Origin of the sequence: Blastococcus colisei, from assembly GCF_006717095.1 — a bacterium.
GTDB lineage: Bacteria > Actinomycetota > Actinomycetes > Mycobacteriales > Geodermatophilaceae > Blastococcus_B > Blastococcus_B colisei.
The window spans coordinates 1219016-1237210 of sequence record NZ_VFQE01000001.1 but is presented as its reverse complement, the minus strand read 5'-3'; the positions used below and the strand labels follow the sequence as shown (position 1 = coordinate 1237210).

Here is an 18195-nt window from a genome sequence, read left to right as displayed (position 1 = left end):
CCCCCACGTCGGGAGTCACGCTTACGAGAGGTCTCGGTAGCGATCTCACTATGTGGGATGCCAGTATTGCTGTATGGGACAGCCTAACCCCGTTGCCGTCTTGGACAAAGCGGTGACCATCCTCCGCGCCGTCGCCGACGAGCCGGCCACCCTCGCGGAGCTGGTCAATCGGACGGGACTCCCCCGGGCGACCGCCCACCGGCTGGCTGTCGCGCTGGAGGGGCACCGGCTGGTCCGCCGCAGCTCCGACGGCACCTGGGCCCCGGGGCCGGCCCTCGCCGAGCTCGGTCGCGGGGGCGCCGACCTCGCCGACCTGGCCGGACGGCACCTGGTCACCCTGCGCGACGCCAGCGGGGAGAGCGCGCAGTTCTACGTGCGGGACGGCGCCACCCGCGTCTGCGTGGCCGCGGCCGAGCGGACCAGCGGCCTGCGCGACACGGTCCCGGTCGGTGCCCGGTTGCCGATGACGGCGGGATCCGCCGCCCACGCGCTGCTGGCGTTCACGCCGGCCGAGGAGGTCACCCGCCTGCTGCCGTCCGCGAGCTTCACCGCCCGCACCCTGCTCGACGTCCGCCGGCGCGGGTGGGCGCACAGCGTGGCCGAGCGGGAGCCGGGCGTCGCGTCGCTGTCCGCGCCGGTGCGCGACGGCTCGGGCACGGTCCTGGGTGCTGTCTCCATCTCCGGGCCGGTCGAGCGGCTGGGCCGCCGGCCGAGCCCGGAGATCATCGGCGCCGTCCTCGACGCCGCGGCCGCCATCTCCCGCGCGGCCCGCTGACGCCCCTTCTCCTTCCCCCGCGGAGCGGCCACACTCGCCCCATGGCCGCCGACGTCGCCCCGGTCGCTCTCGCCCCTGCCGGGCGTGCCCGCGTCGCCGACCCCGGCGAGGGGGTGGGCCTCGACGAGCTGGCCCTGGCCACCCGCAACCACGGGATGCCGCTGGAGGCCCTCCGGTACGACGTGACGCCACCGGGCCTGCACTACGTCCTCACCCACTTCGACATCCCCGCCGCCGACCCGGCCTCCTGGGAACTTCGGATCGGCGGCGCGGTCGACCGGCCGCTCACCCTGCGGCTGGACGACCTGATGCGCCGCCCTGCCGTCACCACGCGCGTGCTGCTCGAGTGCGCCGGGAACGGACGGGCCCGGCTCGAGCCGCGGCCGGTCAGCCAGCCGTGGCTGCTGGAGGCCGTCGGGACGGCGGAGTGGACCGGCACGCCGCTGGCTCCGCTGCTGGAGGAGGCAGGGCTCTCCCCCGCCGCCGTCGACGTCGTCTTCACCGGCGCCGACCACGGCGTGGAGCGCGGGGTCGAGCAGGACTACGCCCGCGGGCTACCGCTGGCCGAGGCGGTGCGCCCGGAGGCGCTGCTGGTCTGGGCGATGAATGGGCAACCGCTGCCGCCGCAGCACGGCGCTCCGCTGCGGCTGCTGATCCCCGGCTGGTACGGGATGGCCCACGTGAAGTGGCTGACCCGGATCGACGTCCTGACCGAGCCGTTCACCGGCTACCAGAACGCCACCGCCTACCGGCTGAAGGTGGACGCGGACGAGAGCGGCGAGCCGGTCACCCGGATCCGGCCGCGCGCCCTGCTGGCCCCGCCGGGATGGCCGGACTTCATGACCCGCGAGCGGTTCGTCCGTGCCGGTGCCGTGCCGCTGTCCGGTCGGGCGTGGTCCGGCCGTGCACCGGTCACCCGCGTCGAGGTCAGCACCGACGGCGGCCGCAGCTGGGACGACGCCGTCCTGGCGCCGGCCGACGCCGACCACCCCTTCGCCTGGCGGGCCTGGACCTACGCCTGGACGGCGACCCCGGGACCGCACGAAGTGCTCGTCCGGGCCACCGACGAGCAGGGCACCCAGCCGGTCGAGCAGGAGTGGAACCGCCAGGGCATGGCCAACAACCTCGTCCAGCGGGTGCCGGTCACGGTGCTGGACTGAGGCCCGGGCGCCGCGGTGCCCTCGGCTCATGCGATCCGTCGGGCGCCGGCGGACGGCACGACGTCGAACGTGCGCGGCGGGGCGAAGCCCGCGCGGGCGAACCGCTCGCGGACGGCGTCGGCGACGGCCCCGGCGCGGTCCCCGTCGACCAGCACCACTGCGCTGCCGCCGAAGCCACCGCCCACCATGCGGGCGCCGTGCGCCCCCGCCTCGACCGCCGCGTCGACGCAGGCGTCCAGCTCGACGGTCGAGATCTGGAAGTCGTCGCGGAGTGACGCGTGCCCCTCGGTCAGCACGCGGCCGATGCTTCGCGGGTCGGCGTCCCGGCGCAGGATGCCGACCACCTCGAGCACCCGCGCGTTCTCAGTGACGATGTGCCGGGCCCGGCGCAGCAGCACGTCGTCGTCCAGCGCGGCCAGCCCGGCGACGTCGGCCACGTCCCGCAGGGCCGGCACCCCGAGCCGCTCCGCGGCCTGTTCGCATTCCCGGCGCCGGTCGCCGTAGCCGCCGTCGGCGTGGGTGTGCGAGGTGCCGGTGTCGACGACCAGCAGCTCCAGCCCCGCCGCGGCCAGGTCGAGCGGTACCTGCTCGGTCCGCTGCTCCCGGGTGTCGAGGAACAGCGCATTCCCGGCCGTGCACAGCAGCGCGGCGGACTGGTCGAGGATCCCGGTCGGGGCCCCGACGAAGTGGTTCTCCGACCGCCGGGCCAGTTCGACGAGGTCCGTGCGGCTCAGCTCGGGGGCGACGAGGTCGCGCAGGGCGAGCGCCACCGAGCAGGTCAGGGCCGCCGACGACGACAGCCCGGCGCCGACCGGGACGTCGGTGTCGACCAGGACGTTCACGCCACCGACCAGCCGCTCGCGCAGGCCCTCGACCACACCGGCCGGGTAGCCGGCCCAGCCGCCGGGCCGGCCGGGCGCGAGCTCGTCCATCGCCAGCTCGACGACCGCGCCGTCGCCCCGCAGCGACGCCAGGGCGAGCCGCCCGTCGGTGCGCCGGCCGACCGCCGCCCGCGTGGTGTGCGGCAAGGCCACGGGGAGCACGTAGCCGTCGTTGTAGTCCGTGTGCTCGCCGATGACGTTGACCCGCCCGGGCGCCGCCCAGACGCCCTCGGGTGCGCCACCGAACCGCTCGCGGAAGGCCTCGGTGGCGCGGGCGGCGGCGTCGTGGTCGCTGATCATTCGACGACGACCGCTCTCAGCTGCTCGGCGATGTCCTCGGGGTTCGTGTCGGTGATGAACGCGCCCATCCCCGACTCGGACCCGGCCAGGTACTTGAGCTTGCCGGGGGCGCGGCGCAGCGAGAACAGCTGCAGGTGCAGCCACCAGTCGTCCCGGCTGCGCACCGGCGCCTGGTTCCAGGACGCGATGTAGGGCATCGGGGTGTCGAACCGGCGGGCGAACCGGGCGAGGACGTCGAGGTAGACCTGCACGAAGGCGTCCCGTTCGTCGTCGCCCAGCGCCGGCAGGTCGGGCACCTTGCGGAGCGGGAAGAACTGGACCTCGTAGGGCCAGCGAGCGGCGGCCGGGACGAAGGCCGTCCAGTGCTCGTTGGCTGCGACCACGCGTGGGCCGGTCGTCTCCTCGGCGACCACCTCGGCGAACAGATCGCCCCCCGTCGTCTCGCGGTGCCGGTGCACCGCCCTCAGCACCTTCTCCACGCGGGGGGTGACGAACGGGTAGGCGTAGATCTGGCCGTGGGGGTGCGACAGCGTCACCCCGATCTCCTCGCCGTGGTTCTCGAAGCAGAACACCTGCTCCACGCCGTCGACGGCCGAGAGCTCGGCGGTGCGCTCGGCCCAGACGTCGACGACCAGCCGGGCCCGCTCAGGTCCGAGGTCGGCGAAGACGCGGTCGTGGTCGCTGGTGAAGCAGACGACCTCGCAGCGGCCGAACCCCGGGCGCAGCTCCGCCAGCCCGGCTCCCGGCGCGGTGGCGGGCACGTCCCGGGCGACGCCGGTGGCCAGCGACGGGAAGCGGTTCTCGAAGACGACGACCTGGTAGTCGCTCTCGGGGATCTCGGTGGCCCGGCCCTCCCGCGACGGGCACAACGGGCACTCGTCGGCGGGCGGGAGGAAGGTACGGGTCTGGCGGTGGGAGGCGACGGTCACCCACTCCCCCAGCAACGCGTCGAAACGCAGCTGCGAGTGGGTGGCGACCGGGGGCAGATCACGCCGGTCGACTGCGTTCCGTGCGGTCGCCTCCCGGTCGAAATACAGGATTTCCCGGCCGTCGGCCAGGCGACGGCTCGTGCGGATCACCGGTGCCACCCCTCTACCGCCCGTCACTGTGCGTGAGGAGCCTAACGACGCTAGCCCGCCCGGCGATCACCGGCCAGTCCGTGCCGGCGGACATGACCCGAAACGGCGAGAGCCCCCGACCGGGCAGGTCGGGGGCTCTCGCGCGGTGTAGCCCCGAAGGGATTCGAACCCTCGCTACCGCCGTGAGAGGGCGGCGTCCTAGGCCGCTAGACGACGGGGCCGTGCCCGCACATTCTGCCATGGCGCCACGAGCCGGTGCGCAGACCCCCCGGAGACGCCGAGAGCCCCCGACCGGAAGGCCGGGGGCTCTCGTGCGCTGTAGCCCCGAAGGGATTCGAACCCTCGCTACCGCCGTGAGAGGGCGGCGTCCTGGGCCGCTAGACGACGGGGCCGTGCAGTGGTGCGGAGGAGCTGCATCTCCAGGAACCGATGCTTCCTCGCTGGGGTACCAGGACTCGAACCTAGACTAACGGAACCAGAAACCGTCGGGCTGCCAATTACCCCATACCCCATGGCTGGCACCTCGCGGCGCCGCAGAAGACGATACCCGACGCATCCGACCGGGGTGGCACCGCCCCCGTCCTGGCGGGTCAGCGTGCGGGAACCAGCGCCGCTGCCGGCACCCGCAGGTCGACGGCGGCCGTCCAGATCTCGGGCAGCAACCGGCGGCGCGACCGGGCCACCAGCACGACGTAGGCGGCCATCGTCGCGAGGCTGAGCACCGCGAACCCGAGACCGATCCCGGCGGGGACCTCGGTGGTGGCCACCCCCTCGCCCAGGGCACCGGCCAGCACGAACACCAGGACGTTGTTGACCGCGTGCAGCACGATCGCCGCCTCCAGCCCGCCCGTCAGCCAGACCACGGCGGAGGCGGCCAGCCCGAACGCGAAGCGGTCGAGGAAGGTCAGGAGGTCCTGCGGGCCGTGCGCCGCCGCGAACAGCGCGGCGGTGAGCAGCGCCGCCACCACGGCGCCCACCTGCGGGGCGCGGATCCATCCGGCGACCGCCTGGCTGAGGTAGCCGCGGAAGACGTACTCCTCCGCGGCCGACTGGAGCGGCGTCGTCAGCAGCACGACGACGAGGAGCCAGCCGAACGAGGGCACCGGGCCGGTGACCTCCTCGCCCCCCGCCGTGAAACCGAGCAGCACCGAGACCCCGATCCCGACCCCCAGGGTGACCAGGGCGAGGAGCGTGTACGGCAGCAGCAGCCGTAGGCGTAGCCGCGCCAGCACCGACGAGGACCAGCCGCGGGGCATGCCGTGGACGACGGCCCACACCATCCAGACGGACGGGATGGCGACGATCAGCGAGGCGTTGAGGAAGAGCAGCACCCAGGGATCGGTGAACTCGTCGAGGGCCAGATCAGGGAGCGTGCCGGGGTCGACCCCGGAGGCCACCAGGCCGAGCACACCGGCGACGGCGGTCACCACGGCCAGCGCGGCGTACACCACGACGAGCAGGAGCAGCCCCAGCAGCGGCCGCCACCACGCCCAGTCGCGGGACCGCATGGCCCGGAGGAACGTCGTCGGCTGGTCGTGCGGCGGAGTGCCGGGCGGGGGCACCCACCGGACCACCGGCGGCGGCACCCCCTGACCGGGCACCCACTGACCCGGCGCCCACTGCTGCGGCGCCCATTGCGGCGCCCATGGACCAGGGCCGGGAGCCATGGGCGGAGGACCCCAGGGGCCGGGTGCCATGGACGGAGCACCCCACGGGTGGACGACCGGAGCCACCTGCCATGGTTCGGGGCGGCGCGTCGGCGGCGGCCCCTCGTACACATCGGGTGCGGCGTCCCTCCCCGGTCCGGTCATCCCGCGGTCGGCCCGCCGGAGTTCCCGGTCACGGCGCGGGCGGCGGCGAGGCGGGCCAGCGTGCGCTCGCGTCCCAGGATCTCGATCGACTCGTAGAGCGGCGGCGAGACGGTGCGCCCGCTGATCGCCACCCGCACGGGACCGAACGCCTGCCGGGGCTTGCGGCCCAGCCCCTCGACCAGCGCCGTCTTCAGGGCCTCCTCGATCGCCGGGGTCGACCAGTCGGCGAGCGCCGTCAGCGCGCTCGTCGCGGCCTCCAGCACCTCGGCGGCATCGGATCCGTCCAGCTGCTTCTCGGCGGCCGCCGGCTCGATGTCGACGTCCTCGACGAACAGGAACCGGAGCAGCCCCACGGCCTCCGACAGCACGATCATCCGCTCCTGGGCCATCGGCGCGATGGCCCGCAGGACCTGCTGCTGCTCCGCGGTCGGCGGTTCGGCGACGAGGCCGGCCGTCGCGAGGTAGGGGGTCACCCGCGCGGTGAACTCCTCGATCGGCAGCGCGCGCAGATGGGTGGCGTTGATCGCCTCGGCCTTCTTGAGGTCGAAGCGGGCCGGGTTGGCGCTCACCCGGGTGACGTCGAAGGCCTCGACCATCTCGGCCATCGAGAAGATGTCGCGGTCCTCGGCGATCGACCAGCCCAGCAGCGCCAGGTAGTTGGCGAAGCCCTCGGGCAGGAAGCCGCGCTCGCGGTAGACGTCGAGGTTGGATTGCGGGTCGCGCTTGGAGAGCTTCTTGTTGCCGTCGCCGGTCACGTAGGGCAGGTGGCCGAAGCGGGGCGTTCCCGAGGCGACCCCGATGTCGGTGAGGGCCGCGTACAGCGCCAACTGCCGCGGGGTGGAGGGCAGCAGGTCCTCACCGCGCAGCACGTCGGTGATACCCATCAGGGCGTCGTCGACGGGGTTGACGAAGGGGTAGAGCGGCGCCCCGTTGCCCCGGACGAGCACGAAGTCGGGCACGGAGCCCGCGGCGAAGCGCACCTCGCCGCGCACGAGATCGGTCCAGGCGAGGTCCTCGTCGGGCATCCGCAGCCGCAGGACCGGCGTCCGGCCCTCGTTCCGGAAGGCGACCTTCTGCGCGTCGGTCAGGTACCGGTCGTGGTTGTCGTACCCGAGCTTGGGGTCCTGACCCGCCGCCCGGCGGCGGACGTCGACCTCCTCGTTCGTGGAGAAGGACTCGTAGGCATGGCCCGACGCGAGCAGCTTCGCGGCCACCTCGCGGTAGACGTCGTGCCGCTCCGACTGGCGGTAGGGCCCGTGCGGTCCCCCGGCCTCGGGCCCCTCGTCCCAGTCCAGGCCCAGCCAGCGCAGGCAGTCGAGCAGGTGCCGGTAGGACTCCTCGGAGTCGCGGGAGGCGTCGGTGTCCTCGATGCGGAAGACGAAGGTGCCACCGGTGTGCCGGGCGTGCGCCCAGTTGAACAGCGCGGTCCGCATCAGCCCGACGTGCACCATCCCCGTCGGCGACGGGCAGAACCGGGTGCGGACAGCACTCATCGCGCGTCGCCCGCGGTGGACACGCCCTCGGCCGCGGTGACGCTGTTGGTGAGGGAGCCGAGGCCCTGGATCGTGACCTCGACCTGCTGGCCGGCGCGGATCGGGCCCACGCCGGACGGGGTGCCGGTGAGGACGACGTCGCCGGGCAGCAGCGTCATCACCTGCGAGATGTAGGAGATGAGCGTCGGGACGTCGAAGATGAGCTGGCTGGTGCGGCCCTGCTGGCGCGGTTCGCCGTCGACGGTGCAGGTGACCTCCAGGTCGGCCGGGTCCAGACTCAACCCGCCGAGGTCGGTCTCGATCCAGGGACCGATCGGGCAGAAGGAGTCGAACCCCTTGCCACGGGTCCACTGGCCGTCGCTCTTCTGCATGTCCCGCTCGGTGACGTCGTTGCCGATCGTGTAGCCGAAGATGCTGGCGGCGGCCTGATCGGGGGTCACGTTCCGGGCGCCCCGGGCGCCGATGACGACGGCGAGCTCGGCCTCGTGCTGGACGTTGGTGCTGCCCGGCGGGATGCGGATCGCATCGCCGGGGCCGATCACCGCCGTCGATGGCTTGAGGAAGATCAGCGGCTGGGCCGGCGCACTGCCGCCGGTGACGCTCTTCATCTCCTCGATGTGGTCGGCGTAGTTCTTCCCGACGCACACCACCTTGCTCGGCAGGATCGGCGACAGCAGCCGGATGTCGGCCTGCGCGTAACGGGCGCCGGTGAAGGAGATGCGGCCGAAGGGGTGGCCCTCGATCTGGGCCACCCGGCCGTCTCCGTCGAGGACGCCGAAGGACATGCCCTGGGGGGAGGCGAAACGAACGATGCGCACGGACCGAGGTTAGCCGGGCCGCTCGCTGCCTACCGTGCGCCCATGGCCTGCCGCTTCTCCGAACTCGTCGTCGACAGCCGCGACCCCGAGGTCCTGGCCGCCTTCTGGGCCGAGGTCCTCGACTACCGGGTACTGGGCAGGGACGAGGACGGGGCGGTCGAGATCGGCCCCGAGGCCGGATTCGGCGGCCCCGCGCCCACGCTCGTGTTCGCCCCGGTGGCCGACCCGACTCCGGGCAAGGTGCGACTGCACATCGACGTCAACGCCACCGACCGCGAGCAGGACGCGGAGCTTGAACGGCTGCTCGCACTCGGTGCCACCCCGGGCGACGTCGGTCAGTCCGGGGACGAGGGGTGGCACGTGCTCGCCGACCCGGAGGGCAACCACTTCTGCCTGCTGCGCCGCAGGCTCGACCCGCTGTGAAGGAGCTCCGTTGATCCTCATCGTCGTGAAGATGCCCGTCCGTCCCGAGCGCGAGGACGAGTGGTCCGCCCTGGCAGCCGACTACGCCCGTGCGGTGAACGCGGAGGAGGGCAGCCTCTTCTTCGAGTGGTCGCGCAGCGTCGAGGAGCCCGGCACATGGGTGTGCATCGAGGGCTTCCGGGACGCCGGCGCAGGTGCCGCGCACGTCGGGACGCAGGCCTTCAAGAACTTCGTCGAGACGGCTCCTGATCTGGTGACCGCGCAGCCGCAGATCATCTACGTCGATGCGGCCGACGTCCCGGGCTGGGGACCGATGGGCGAGATCCGGCCCCGCGGCTGAGCCGGTCAGCCGGCGGACGGCCGCCGCACCACGGCGTAGGTGAGCGCGTCCACGAGCGCGTGCCAGGAGGCCTCGACGACGTTGTCGTGCACCCCGACGGTGGTCCACTCCCGCACGCCGTCCGTCGTGTCGACCAGCACGCGCGTGGTGGCGCTCGTGCCGCCCTTCCAGCCCAGGATCCGGACCTTGTAGTCGGCCAGCGAGACCTCGGCCAGCTGTGGGTACCGGGTCACCAGCGCCTGCCGCAGCGCGTTGTCGAGCGCGTTCACGGGGCCGTTGCCCTCGCCGGTGCTGATGATCCGCTCGCGCGTGCCGTCCGCGTCGATCAGGTGGACCTTCACGGTGGCCTCGCTGACCACCACGCCGTTGCCCCAGTGCTCGACCGAGGTCCGGTAGCTCTCCAGCTCGAACAGCGGCGGCGGCGCGTCCGGCAGCTGGGCCCGCAGCAGCAGCTCGAACGACGCGTCCGCCGCCTCGAACGACCAGCCGTCGGCCTCCAGCACCTTCACCTGGTCGACGACCCGCCCGATCGCATCGCCCTGGCCGGCCAGGTCGACGCCGAGCTCGCGCCCCTTCAGCTCGATGGACGCGCGGCCGGCCATCTCGGTGACCAGGATCCGCATGTCGTTGCCCACGACGGCCGGGTCGAGGTGGTTGTACAGCTCGGGCCGCACCTTGATGGCGCTGGCGTGCAGACCGGCCTTGTGGGCGAAGGCGGACGCGCCGACGAAGGGCTGGTGCTCATCGGGGGCGATGTTGGCCAGCTCCGCGATCGCGTGGCTGACCCGCTGGAGTTCGGGCAGGCACTCCGCGGGCACCACGGGCAGCCCCATCTTGGTCACCAGGTTGCCGATCAGCGCGAACGTGTCGGCGTTGCCGGCCCGCTCGCCGTAGCCGTTCGCGGTCCCCTGCACGTGGGAGACGCCCGCCTCGACCGCCGCCAGCGTGTTCGCCACCGCGCACCCCGTGTCGTCCTGGCAGTGGATGCCCAGCGTGCCGGTCGTGCGCGCCCGCACGTCGGCGACCACGCGGCCGATGCCCATCGGGAGCATCCCCCCGTTGGTGTCGCAGAGGACCCCCACCTCCGCGCCCGCGGCGAACGCGCTCTCCAGTACCCGCACCCCGTAGTCCGGGTCGGCCGCGTAGCCGTCGAAGAAGTGCTCGCAGTCGAGGAAGACGCGGCGGCCGTGCCCGACGAAGAACGCGACCGTGTCGGCGACCATCGCCAGGTTCTCCTCGAGCGTCGTGCGCAGTGCCTCCCGGACGTGGCGGACGTCGGACTTCGCGACGAGGCACACGACCGGCGTCTCGGCGTCGAGCAGCGCACGGACCTGCGGGTCGTCGGCCACCCGGACGCCGGCCTTCCGGGTCGCGCCGAAGGCGACGAGCTGGGCGTGCCGCAGCTTGAGCTCCGTGCGGGCGCGCGCGAAGAACTCCGTGTCCTTGGGCAGAGCACCGGGCCAGCCGCCCTCGATGAAGCCCACGCCGATCTCGTCGAGCAGCCGCGCCACGGCCAGCTTGTCGGCGACGGAGTAGCTGATGCCCTCGCGCTGGGCGCCGTCGCGCAGAGTGGTGTCGAAGACGTGGAAGTCGGTGCTGGTCATGGGGCTCTCCAGGAAGGGGAACGCTCGGCCCGAACACGAAAAAGACCCCCCGGGTACGGGAGGTCTGCGCGCAGTCGGGGAGGTGACTGCGCGCTACGTGATAATGAGGGTCGCGATGGCGATCGCGCCGACGGTGGGCATCGCGGTCCAGTAGACCACGCGCATCGATCCGGCGGTGGCACCGGCTCCGGGGGCTCGGGCGCGGCGGTGCTTGCCGGATCGACACCGGTGGACCCGGACGGCCCGGTCCGCCACCCGGAGCGGGCGGTGGAAGCCCACCGGTCCGAGGCGCGGACCGGTGCGGCCGAGGGGATGCGGCCCGCTCGGGGGTCAGCCGCTCGCGAGGGCGGCGAGCCGGTCGCCGACGTCGGTGGTGCGCACCGGCCCCTGCGGCGAGCGGGTGGAGAGGTCGAAGGCCACCGCGGCGTTGACCTTCCTGGCCTGCTCGGTGCGGCCGAGGTGCTCGAGCAGCAGCCCGACCGAGAGGACGGTGGCGGTGGGGTCGGCGATGCCCTGCCCGGCGATGTCGGGGGCCGATCCGTGCACCGGCTCGAACATGCTCGGGTTGGTGCCCGACACGTCCAGGTTGCCGCTGGCGGCCAGCCCGATGCCGCCGGTGACCGCGGCCGCGATGTCGGTGACGATGTCGCCGAAGAGGTTGTCGGTGACGATGACGTCGTAGCGGCCCGGGTCGGTGATGAAGAACATCGAGGCGGCGTCGACGTGCTGGTAGGCGACGGTGACCTCGGGGAACTCGGCCGACACCTCCTCCACCGTGCGCGACCAGAGGCCGCCGGCGTGGGTGAGCACGTTGGTCTTGTGGATCAGCGTCAGGTGCTTGCGCGGCCGCGTGACGGCCCGCTCGAAGGCGTAGCGCACCACCCGCTCGACGCCGAAGGCGGTGTTGAGGCTTACCTCGGTGGCGACCTCCTGCGGGGTGTCCTTGCGGAGGACGCCGCCGTTGCCGACGTAGGGGCCCTCGGTGCCTTCCCGCACGCAGAGCATGTCGACGGGCCCGGGGTCGGCCAGCGGGCTGGTGACGCCGTCGAACAGCCGCGCCGGGCGGAGGTTGACGTGGTGGTCGAGCTCGAAGCGCAGCCGCAGCAGCAGCCCGCGCTCGAGGATCCCCGGCGGGACGCTGGGGTCACCGATGGCGCCGAGCAGGATCGCGTCGTGCCCCCGGAGCTCGTCGAGCACCGTGTCGGGCAGCAGCTCATCCGTGCGCTGCCAGCGCATGGCGCCGAGGTCGTAGTGGGTGGGCTCCACGTCGGGAGCGACCTCCCGCAGAACCTTCAGGCCTTCGGTCACGACCTCGGGGCCGATCCCGTCTCCGGCGATCACTGCCAAGCGCATGGTGAGAACTCCTGGGTCAGAACGGGTTGAGGTCGGCCGCGCGGGCCTGGCGGGCACCGATCCGGCCGGCGATGTCACCGAGCAGCTCGGCGGGCACCCGGCTGTCCACGGTGACGGCCATGAGCGCCTCGCCGCCGCGGGTGGTCCGGCTGACCTGCGCCCCGGCGATGTTGACGCCCGCCTCGCCGAGGGCCGCGCCCACGGTGCCGACCACGCCCGGCCGGTCGGTGTAGACGAAGAACAGCAGGTAACCCGACAGGTCCAGGTCGATGTCGAAGCCGTCGACCTCGGTGATCTTCGGCACCTGGTTCTTGCCGAAGAGCGTGCCGGAGACCGTCACCTGCGTGCCGTCGGCCATGGCGCCGCGCACGGTGATGAGGTTGCGGTAGTCCGGGCTCTCGACGTCGCTGGACAGCGCCACCTCCAGGCCGCGCTGCTCGGCCAGCAGCGGCGCGTTCACGTAGGTGACCTGCTCCTCGACGACGTCGGAGAAGACGCCCTTGAGGACGGCGAGCTGCACCACGGAGACGTCGAACTCCGCGATCTTCCCGCGCACCTCCACGGTCACCGACTGCGCCAGCCCACCGGCGACCGCGGTGAACACCCGGCCGAGCTTCTCCGCCAGCGGCAGGCCCGGTCGCACGTCCTCGGCGACCACGCCCCCCGCCTGCACGTTGACGGCGTCGGGCACGAAGTCGCCCATCAGGGCCAGCCGCACCGACCGGGCGACGGCCGAGCCGGCCTTGTCCTGGGCCTCGGTGGTGGAGGCCCCCAGGTGCGGGGTGACGACGGTGTTCGGCAGCCCGAACAGCGGGCTGTCGGTGCACGGCTCCTTGGCGTAGACGTCGAGGCCCGCGGCGGCCACCTGCCCGGACGCGAGCGCCTCGGCGAGCGCGGCTTCGTCGACCAGTCCACCTCGCGCGGCGTTGACGATGATCACGCCCGGCTTCGTGGTGGCGAGCTCGGCGGCGCCGATGAGACCGAGCGTCTCGGGCGTCTTGGGCAGATGGATGGTGATGAAGTCCGACTCGCGGAGCAGTTCCTCCAGCGAGACCAGCCGCACCCCGAGCTGGGCGGCACGTCCGGGCTGGATGTAGGGGTCGTAGGCGATCAGCGTGACGCCGAAGGCGGCCAGGCGCTGGGCCACCAGGATCCCGATCCGTCCGAGCCCGATCACGCCGACGGTCTTGTCGGTGACCTCGACGCCCATGAACTTCGACCGCTTCCAGGCGCCCTCGCGCAGCGAGGCGTCCGCCGCCGGGATCTGCCGGGCCGCGGCCAGCAGCAGGGCGACGGCGTGCTCGGCGGCGCTCACGATGTTCGACGTCGGCGCGTTCACCACCATGACGCCGCGCTCGGTGGCGGCGGAGACGTCGACGTTGTCCAGCCCGATCCCGGCCCGCGCCACCACCTTGAGGTTCGGCGCCGCCGCGAGGGCCTCGGCGTCGATCTGCGTGGCGCTGCGGATCATCACCGCGGCGGCGTCGGCCAACGCCGGCAGCAGGGCGCTGCGGTCCGCGCCGTCCACGTGGCGGATCTCGACGTCGCTCCCGAGCACCTCCAGGACGCTGGGAGCCAGCTCTTCTGCGATCAGGACGACGGGCATGGTCCCCGACACAGTGGCAGTCACAGGCGCACAGCCTAGGAGCGTCCGCAGAGTGGGACGACACCGCACCGGCAGGACGACGACGTGTCCACAGCCGGGAGCGGCGTCCTTGTGCCCCTCCGGCCGCCCGGACATCCTGGCCGTGGGAGTCGGGCACGCCGGCGTCTACGGAGGAAATCATGAGCCAGTCCGACGACCACGGTCGTTCCGAGCAGGGGCCCCCGTACGGCCAACAGCAGTACGGCCACCAGCAGTACGGCCAGCCGGAGTACGGGCGGCAGTCGTTCGGACAGCCCCAGTACGGCCAGCCGGCGCCGCCGCCCTACGGGCAGCCCGGCTACGAGCAGTCCGCGTACGGCCAGCAGCAGTATCCGGCGGCCTACGGTCAGCCGCCGGCGTACGGCGATCAGTACGGCCAGCCACCGGCCTACGGCCAGTACGGCTCCGGCCAGCCGGCCAAGCCCGGCTCGGTGGTCACCGCGGCGGTCCTGGGCTTCGTCTTCGGCGCCCTCGGGGTGATCTTCACGCTGCTGACGTTCGTGGCCGGCACAGCCACCGCCTCGATCTTCGGGGATCTGGCGGAGGACGACGACGTCACGACCGGCCTCTTCGCCATCTTCGCCCTCGTCGGCGTGCTGATGGCCGTCTGGACCATCGTCGTCATCTGGGGCTCGGTGTGGGCGCTGACGGGACGCAGCCGGGTGCTGCTGCTGGTGGGCGGGTCGATCGCCCTGGCGTTCACCCTGCTCGGATTCCTGGCGAGCCTCGCGGACGCCGACACCTCGGGTGCGGGCGGAATCATCTGGAGCCTGCTGCTGCTCGCCGGGGCGCTGGCGATCGTCGTGCTGCTCGCGCGCAGGCCGTCGGCGGACTTCTTCGCCGCCCACCGCGTCCGCCGGGGCCGCTGACCTCCGTCCACGGCCGCTGGGCCGGCTGGGGCCCGGGATCGTGTTCGCGTTCGCGTTCGACACGATCCCGGGCCTGGGCCCCCTGCCGGGGATCCCTCTTCAGCTACGGGCGGCGGTACCGGTGTAGTCGTCCGAGGCCGACACCCAGCTCATCAGACCGCGCAGCTTGCGCCCGGTCTCCTCGATCGGGTGTGCCTCGGCGGCGGCCCGCTTGGCCTTGAAGTCCGGCGCGCCGGCGTCCTGGTCGGCGATGAAGGCCGCGGCCCACGAGCCGTCCTTGATCGCGCCGAGGACCTCCTTCATCGACTCCTTGACGCGGGCGTCGATGACCTTCGGGCCGGAGGTGTAGTCGCCGTACTCGGCGGTGTCGGAGACCGACCAGCGCTGCTTGGCGATACCGCCCTCGTACATGAGGTCGACGATCAGCTTCAGCTCGTGCAGGCACTCGAAGTAGGCGACCTCGGGCTGGTAGCCGGCCTCGGTGAGGGTCTCGAACCCGGCGGTGATCAGCGCGCTGGCGCCGCCGCAGAGCACGGCCTGCTCACCGAAGAGGTCGGTCTCGGTCTCCTCGGCGAAGGTCGTCTTGATGACGCCGGCCCGGGTGCCGCCGATGCCCTTCGCGTAGGACAGCGCGAGGGCCTGTGCGCTGCCGCCGGCGTCCTGCTCGACGGCGATCAGGCAGGGCACGCCCTTGCCGTTCTCGAACTCGCGGCGCACCAGGTGGCCCGGCCCCTTGGGCGCCACCATGGCGACGTCGACCCCGGCCGGGGGCTTGATGTAGCCGAACCGGATGTTGAAGCCGTGGCCGAAGAACAGCGCGTCGCCGTCCTGCAGGTTGGGCTCGACCGACTCGGCGTAGAGGGTCCGCTGCACGTGGTCGGGCGCCAGGATCATGATCAGGTCCGCCTCGGCGGCGGCCTCGGCGGGGGTGACGACACGGAGCCCCTCGGCCTCGGCCTTGGGCCGGCTCTTGCTGCCCTCCGGCAGGCCGACGCGCACGTCGACCCCCGAGTCACGCAGGGAGAGCGCGTGCGCGTGCCCCTGGCTGCCGTACCCCAGGACGGCGACCGTGCGCCCCTGGATGATCGAGAGGTCGGCGTCGTCGTCGTAGAAGATCTCGGCGGCCATGCTGTGGTTGTTCCCTTCGGTCGGTCTGTACGAGTGCGGTGGAGTTCAGGCGGAGCGCTCGACGGGCCGCAAGGTACCGGCGCCCGACATCGAGCGCGGACCCCGGCCCAGGGCCACGGTTCCGGACTGCGCCATCTCCTTGATGCCCAGGGGGGCGAGGACGGCGAGCAGCGCCTGCAGCTTGTCGGGGGTTCCCGTCGCTTCGAGGGTGACGGTGTCGGGGTTGACGTCGACGACGTGGGCCCGGAACAGCTCGGCGGTCTGCAGCACCTGGGTGCGCTCGGCCATCGGCGCGCGCACCTTCACCAGCAGCAGCTCGCGCTGCACCGCGGCGGTGGAGTCCAACTCGACGATCTTGATGACCTCGATCAGCTTGTTCAGCTGCTTGGTGATCTGCTCGAGCGGCGCGGTGTCGGCGTCGACGACGACCGTCATGCGGGACAGATCGGGGTTCTCCGTCGGCCCGACGGCGAGGGACTCGATGTTGAACCCGCGGCGGCTGAACAGCGCCGCGACCCGGGTCAGGACACCGGACTTGTTCTCGACCAGCACCGAGAGCGTGTGCCTGCTCATCTCACACCTGCCCTTCGCCGAAGACCGGGCGCACGTCGCGCGCGGCCAGGATGTCATCGTTGCTGGCGCCCGCGGCGACCATCGGCCACACCTGGGCGTCATGGCCGACGACGAAGTCGATGACCACCGGGGCGTCGTCGATCGCCATCGCCTTCTCGATCACCGCGTCCACGTCGTCCTTGCTCTCGCAGCGCAGACCCACGCACCCCAGCGCCTCGGCCAGGGTGACGAAGTCGGGGATGCGGACCGGCTTGGGAGTGCCGTCGGGGTTGCGGGCGTGCAGCTTGGTGCTGGAGTAGCGGCCCTCGTAGAACAGGGTCTGCCACTGCCGGACCATGCCCAGGTTGCCGTTGTTGATGACGGCGACCTTGATCGGGATGCCCTCCATGGCGCAGGTGGCGAGCTCCTGGTTGGTCATCTGGAAGCAGCCGTCGCCGTCGATCGCCCACACCGTGGTGTCGGGGCAGCCGTACTTGGCGCCCATCGCGGCCGGGACGGCGTAGCCCATGGTGCCCAGACCGCCGCTGTTGAGCCAGGTTCCGGGCTTCTCGTACTTCACGAACTGGGCGGCCCACATCTGGTGCTGGCCGACGCCGGCGGCGTAGATCGCGTCGGGTCCGGCGATCGCCCCGAGCCGCTCGATCACGTACTGCGGCGACAGCGAGCCGTCCTCGGGCCAGTCGTAACCCATCGGGTAACGCGTCCGCCAGTCCTCCAGCTGCGCCCACCAGCCGGCCAGGTCGGGGGTCCGGCCGGCTTCGTGCTCGCCGCGCAGAGCGTCGACCAGCTGCGCGATGGTCTCCTTGGCGTCGCCCACGATCGGGACGTCGGCCTTGCGGTTCTTGCCGATCTCCGCGGGGTCGATGTCGGCATGCACGACCTGCGCGTGCGGCGCGAAGCTGGTCAGGTCACCGGTCACCCGGTCGTCGAAACGGGCACCCAGCGCGACGATGACGTCCGCCTTCTGCAGTGCGGTGACCGCTGTGACGTTGCCGTGCATGCCGGGCATCCCCAGGTTCTGGCGGTGGCTGTCGGGGAACGCGCCCCGGGCCATCAGCGTGGTGACGACCGGCGCGCCGGTCAGCGCGGCGAGCTCGGCGAGCTCCTCGGTCGCACCGGCCTTGAGGACGCCGCCGCCCACGTAGAGGACCGGCCGGCGGCCACCGGCGATCAGCGTGGCTGCCTCACGCACCTGCTTGCCGTGCGGTCGCGTGGTCGGCTTGTAGCCGGGCAGGTCCAGCCGCGGCGGCCAGGAGAAGTCGGTCCGCGCCTGCAGGACGTCCTTCGGGATGTCGACGAGAACCGGGCCCGGCCGACCCGTCGAGGCGAGGTGGAAGGCCTCGGCGATCCGCTGCGGGATCTCGGCGGCGTCGGTGACCAGGAAGTTGTGCTTGGTGATCGGCATCGTGATGCCGCGGATGTCGGCCTCCTGGAAGGCGTCCGTCCCGATGGCGCGGCTGGGGACCTGCCCGGTGATGGCCACGATCGGCACGGAGTCCATGTGCGCATCGGCCAGCGGCGTCACGAGGTTCGTCGCTCCGGGCCCGGAGGTGGCCATGCAGACGCCGACCTTGCCGGTGGCCTGGGCATACCCGGTCGCGGCGTGCCCGGCGCCCTGCTCGTGACGGACCAGGACGTGGCGGAGTGCGCTGTCGAACAGCGGGTCGTAGGCGGGCAGGATCGCCCCGCCCGGGATACCGAAGATGACCTCGACGCCCACGGCCTCGAGCGAGCGGACGAGGCTCTGTGCACCGGTGATGCCGGTCGCCGGCTCGGCAGCGGCCTCGGCGACGGAACGGGCCGTGGTCTCGACACCGGCCAGGGCGGCGGCGGCCTCCCGGGTGGCGGCATCCCGGGGGGCAGGCTCCGCGGAGCCGGCGACCCGGGAAGCAGGGCGGGCGGCGTGCTCGCTCGGGGTGGTGGTCATCTCGGCGTTCTCCTGG

The 18195-nt window shown here is 72.6% G+C and carries 16 protein-coding genes and 3 tRNA genes; 5 read left to right on the top strand and 14 right to left on the bottom strand.

The window, feature by feature from the left end; all coding sequences use genetic code 11:
- Window positions 1–73 precede the first annotated feature (73 nt).
- The gene (locus tag FHU33_RS05885) at window positions 74–775 is read left to right on the top strand and encodes an IclR family transcriptional regulator (RefSeq protein ID WP_142024506.1); all 702 of its coding nucleotides are present in this window, start codon (window positions 74–76) and stop codon (window positions 773–775) included.
- Window positions 776–816: 41 nt separating this feature from the next.
- Complete coding sequence (locus tag FHU33_RS05880; protein ID WP_142024505.1) at window positions 817–1935, top strand: sulfite oxidase; 1119 nt, start codon at window positions 817–819, stop codon at window positions 1933–1935.
- Between the two features lie 26 nt (window positions 1936–1961).
- On the opposite strand, the gene galK is transcribed toward FHU33_RS05880, so the two are convergent.
- From galK to FHU33_RS05840, 8 genes are all read right to left on the bottom strand, one after another.
- Complete coding sequence (gene galK, locus FHU33_RS05875; protein WP_142024504.1) at window positions 1962–3116, bottom strand: galactokinase; 1155 nt, start codon at window positions 3114–3116, stop codon at window positions 1962–1964.
- Window positions 3113–4195 carry a galactose-1-phosphate uridylyltransferase gene (gene galT, locus FHU33_RS05870; protein ID WP_142024503.1) on the bottom strand — a complete coding sequence of 361 codons (1083 nt, stop codon included), beginning with the start codon at window positions 4193–4195 and terminating at the stop codon, window positions 3113–3115. The genes galK and galT overlap by 4 nt, the downstream gene beginning before the upstream one ends.
- Window positions 4196–4343: 148 nt before the next feature.
- Window positions 4344–4416 (bottom strand) — tRNA-Glu (locus FHU33_RS05865).
- Window positions 4417–4514: 98 nt separating this feature from the next.
- A tRNA-Glu gene (locus FHU33_RS05860) sits at window positions 4515–4587 on the bottom strand.
- Between the two features lie 48 nt (window positions 4588–4635).
- Window positions 4636–4707, bottom strand: a tRNA-Gln gene (locus FHU33_RS05855).
- A gap of 78 nt (window positions 4708–4785) precedes the next feature.
- Window positions 4786–5796, bottom strand: coding sequence for a CPBP family intramembrane glutamic endopeptidase (locus tag FHU33_RS05850; protein ID WP_170182334.1), 1011 nt, complete (start codon window positions 5794–5796; stop codon window positions 4786–4788).
- 206 nt (window positions 5797–6002) lie between these two features.
- Window positions 6003–7499, bottom strand: a complete 1497-nt coding sequence (gltX, locus tag FHU33_RS05845) for a glutamate--tRNA ligase (protein ID WP_142024501.1) — start codon at window positions 7497–7499, stop codon at window positions 6003–6005.
- Window positions 7496–8317 (bottom strand): fumarylacetoacetate hydrolase family protein, encoded by an 822-nt coding sequence (locus tag FHU33_RS05840; RefSeq protein WP_142024500.1) that lies wholly within the window; start codon window positions 8315–8317, stop codon window positions 7496–7498. Before FHU33_RS05840 ends, gltX begins: the two co-directional genes overlap by 4 nt.
- A gap of 42 nt (window positions 8318–8359) precedes the next feature.
- Between FHU33_RS05840 and FHU33_RS05835 the strand changes: the two genes are divergently transcribed.
- Both FHU33_RS05835 and FHU33_RS05830 read left to right on the top strand, forming a co-directional pair.
- A complete protein-coding gene (locus FHU33_RS05835; RefSeq protein ID WP_142024499.1) occupies window positions 8360–8740 on the top strand; it encodes a VOC family protein in 381 nt (126 codons plus the stop codon).
- 10 nt (window positions 8741–8750) lie between these two features.
- Window positions 8751–9080 carry a putative quinol monooxygenase gene (locus FHU33_RS05830; protein WP_142024498.1) on the top strand — a complete coding sequence of 110 codons (330 nt, stop codon included), beginning with the start codon at window positions 8751–8753 and terminating at the stop codon, window positions 9078–9080.
- A 5-nt stretch (window positions 9081–9085) separates the two neighbouring features.
- On the opposite strand, the gene cimA is transcribed toward FHU33_RS05830, so the two are convergent.
- The 3 genes from cimA to serA all read right to left on the bottom strand — a co-directional run bounded on the left by cimA (window position 9086) and on the right by serA (window position 13667).
- Window positions 9086–10684 carry a citramalate synthase gene (gene cimA / locus FHU33_RS05825; RefSeq protein ID WP_142024497.1) on the bottom strand — a complete coding sequence of 533 codons (1599 nt, stop codon included), beginning with the start codon at window positions 10682–10684 and terminating at the stop codon, window positions 9086–9088.
- Window positions 10685–11014: 330 nt separating this feature from the next.
- Complete coding sequence (locus FHU33_RS05820) at window positions 11015–12037, bottom strand: 3-isopropylmalate dehydrogenase (RefSeq protein ID WP_142024496.1); 1023 nt, start codon at window positions 12035–12037, stop codon at window positions 11015–11017.
- Between the two features lie 16 nt (window positions 12038–12053).
- Window positions 12054–13667 carry a phosphoglycerate dehydrogenase gene (gene serA, locus FHU33_RS05815; RefSeq protein WP_246063293.1) on the bottom strand — a complete coding sequence of 538 codons (1614 nt, stop codon included), beginning with the start codon at window positions 13665–13667 and terminating at the stop codon, window positions 12054–12056.
- Window positions 13668–13822: 155 nt separating this feature from the next.
- On the opposite strand from serA, the gene FHU33_RS25335 reads away from it, so the two are divergent.
- Window positions 13823–14551: a hypothetical protein gene (locus tag FHU33_RS25335; protein ID WP_211355013.1), complete on the top strand. Its 729-nt coding sequence runs from the start codon at window positions 13823–13825 to the stop codon at window positions 14549–14551.
- Window positions 14552–14650: 99 nt separating this feature from the next.
- Here FHU33_RS25335 and ilvC read toward each other — a convergent pair whose 3' ends face one another.
- Genes ilvC through FHU33_RS05795 form a run of 3 tightly spaced genes read right to left on the bottom strand, consistent with a single transcriptional unit; the run spans window position 14651 to window position 18179 of the window.
- Window positions 14651–15679 (bottom strand): ketol-acid reductoisomerase, encoded by a 1029-nt coding sequence (gene ilvC, locus FHU33_RS05805; RefSeq protein WP_142024495.1) that lies wholly within the window; start codon window positions 15677–15679, stop codon window positions 14651–14653.
- Window positions 15680–15724: 45 nt separating this feature from the next.
- Complete coding sequence (ilvN, locus tag FHU33_RS05800) at window positions 15725–16252, bottom strand: acetolactate synthase small subunit (protein ID WP_142024494.1); 528 nt, start codon at window positions 16250–16252, stop codon at window positions 15725–15727.
- Window position 16253: 1 nt separating this feature from the next.
- The gene (locus tag FHU33_RS05795; RefSeq protein ID WP_246063292.1) at window positions 16254–18179 is read right to left on the bottom strand and encodes an acetolactate synthase large subunit; all 1926 of its coding nucleotides are present in this window, start codon (window positions 18177–18179) and stop codon (window positions 16254–16256) included.
- Window positions 18180–18195: the final 16 nt, after the last annotated feature.

Bases quoted from the DNA above. Each gene is read 5' to 3' on its own strand.
- FHU33_RS05885 (WP_142024506.1), top strand. From the start codon at position 74: ATGGGACAGCCTAACCCCGTTGCCGTCTTGGACAAAGCGGTGACCATC.
- FHU33_RS05880 (WP_142024505.1), top strand. From the start codon at position 817: ATGGCCGCCGACGTCGCCCCGGTCGCTCTCGCCCCTGCCGGGCGTGCC.
- galK (WP_142024504.1), bottom strand. From the start codon at position 3,116: ATGATCAGCGACCACGACGCCGCCGCCCGCGCCACCGAGGCCTTCCGC.
- gltX (WP_142024501.1), bottom strand. From the start codon at position 7,499: ATGAGTGCTGTCCGCACCCGGTTCTGCCCGTCGCCGACGGGGATGGTG.
- FHU33_RS05835 (WP_142024499.1), top strand. From the start codon at position 8,360: ATGGCCTGCCGCTTCTCCGAACTCGTCGTCGACAGCCGCGACCCCGAG.
- cimA (WP_142024497.1), bottom strand. From the start codon at position 10,684: ATGACCAGCACCGACTTCCACGTCTTCGACACCACTCTGCGCGACGGC.
- FHU33_RS05820 (WP_142024496.1), bottom strand. From the start codon at position 12,037: ATGCGCTTGGCAGTGATCGCCGGAGACGGGATCGGCCCCGAGGTCGTG.
- FHU33_RS25335 (WP_211355013.1), top strand. From the start codon at position 13,823: ATGAGCCAGTCCGACGACCACGGTCGTTCCGAGCAGGGGCCCCCGTAC.
- ilvC (WP_142024495.1), bottom strand. From the start codon at position 15,679: ATGGCCGCCGAGATCTTCTACGACGACGACGCCGACCTCTCGATCATC.
- ilvN (WP_142024494.1), bottom strand. From the start codon at position 16,252: ATGAGCAGGCACACGCTCTCGGTGCTGGTCGAGAACAAGTCCGGTGTC.
- FHU33_RS05795 (WP_246063292.1), bottom strand. From the start codon at position 18,179: ATGACCACCACCCCGAGCGAGCACGCCGCCCGCCCTGCTTCCCGGGTC.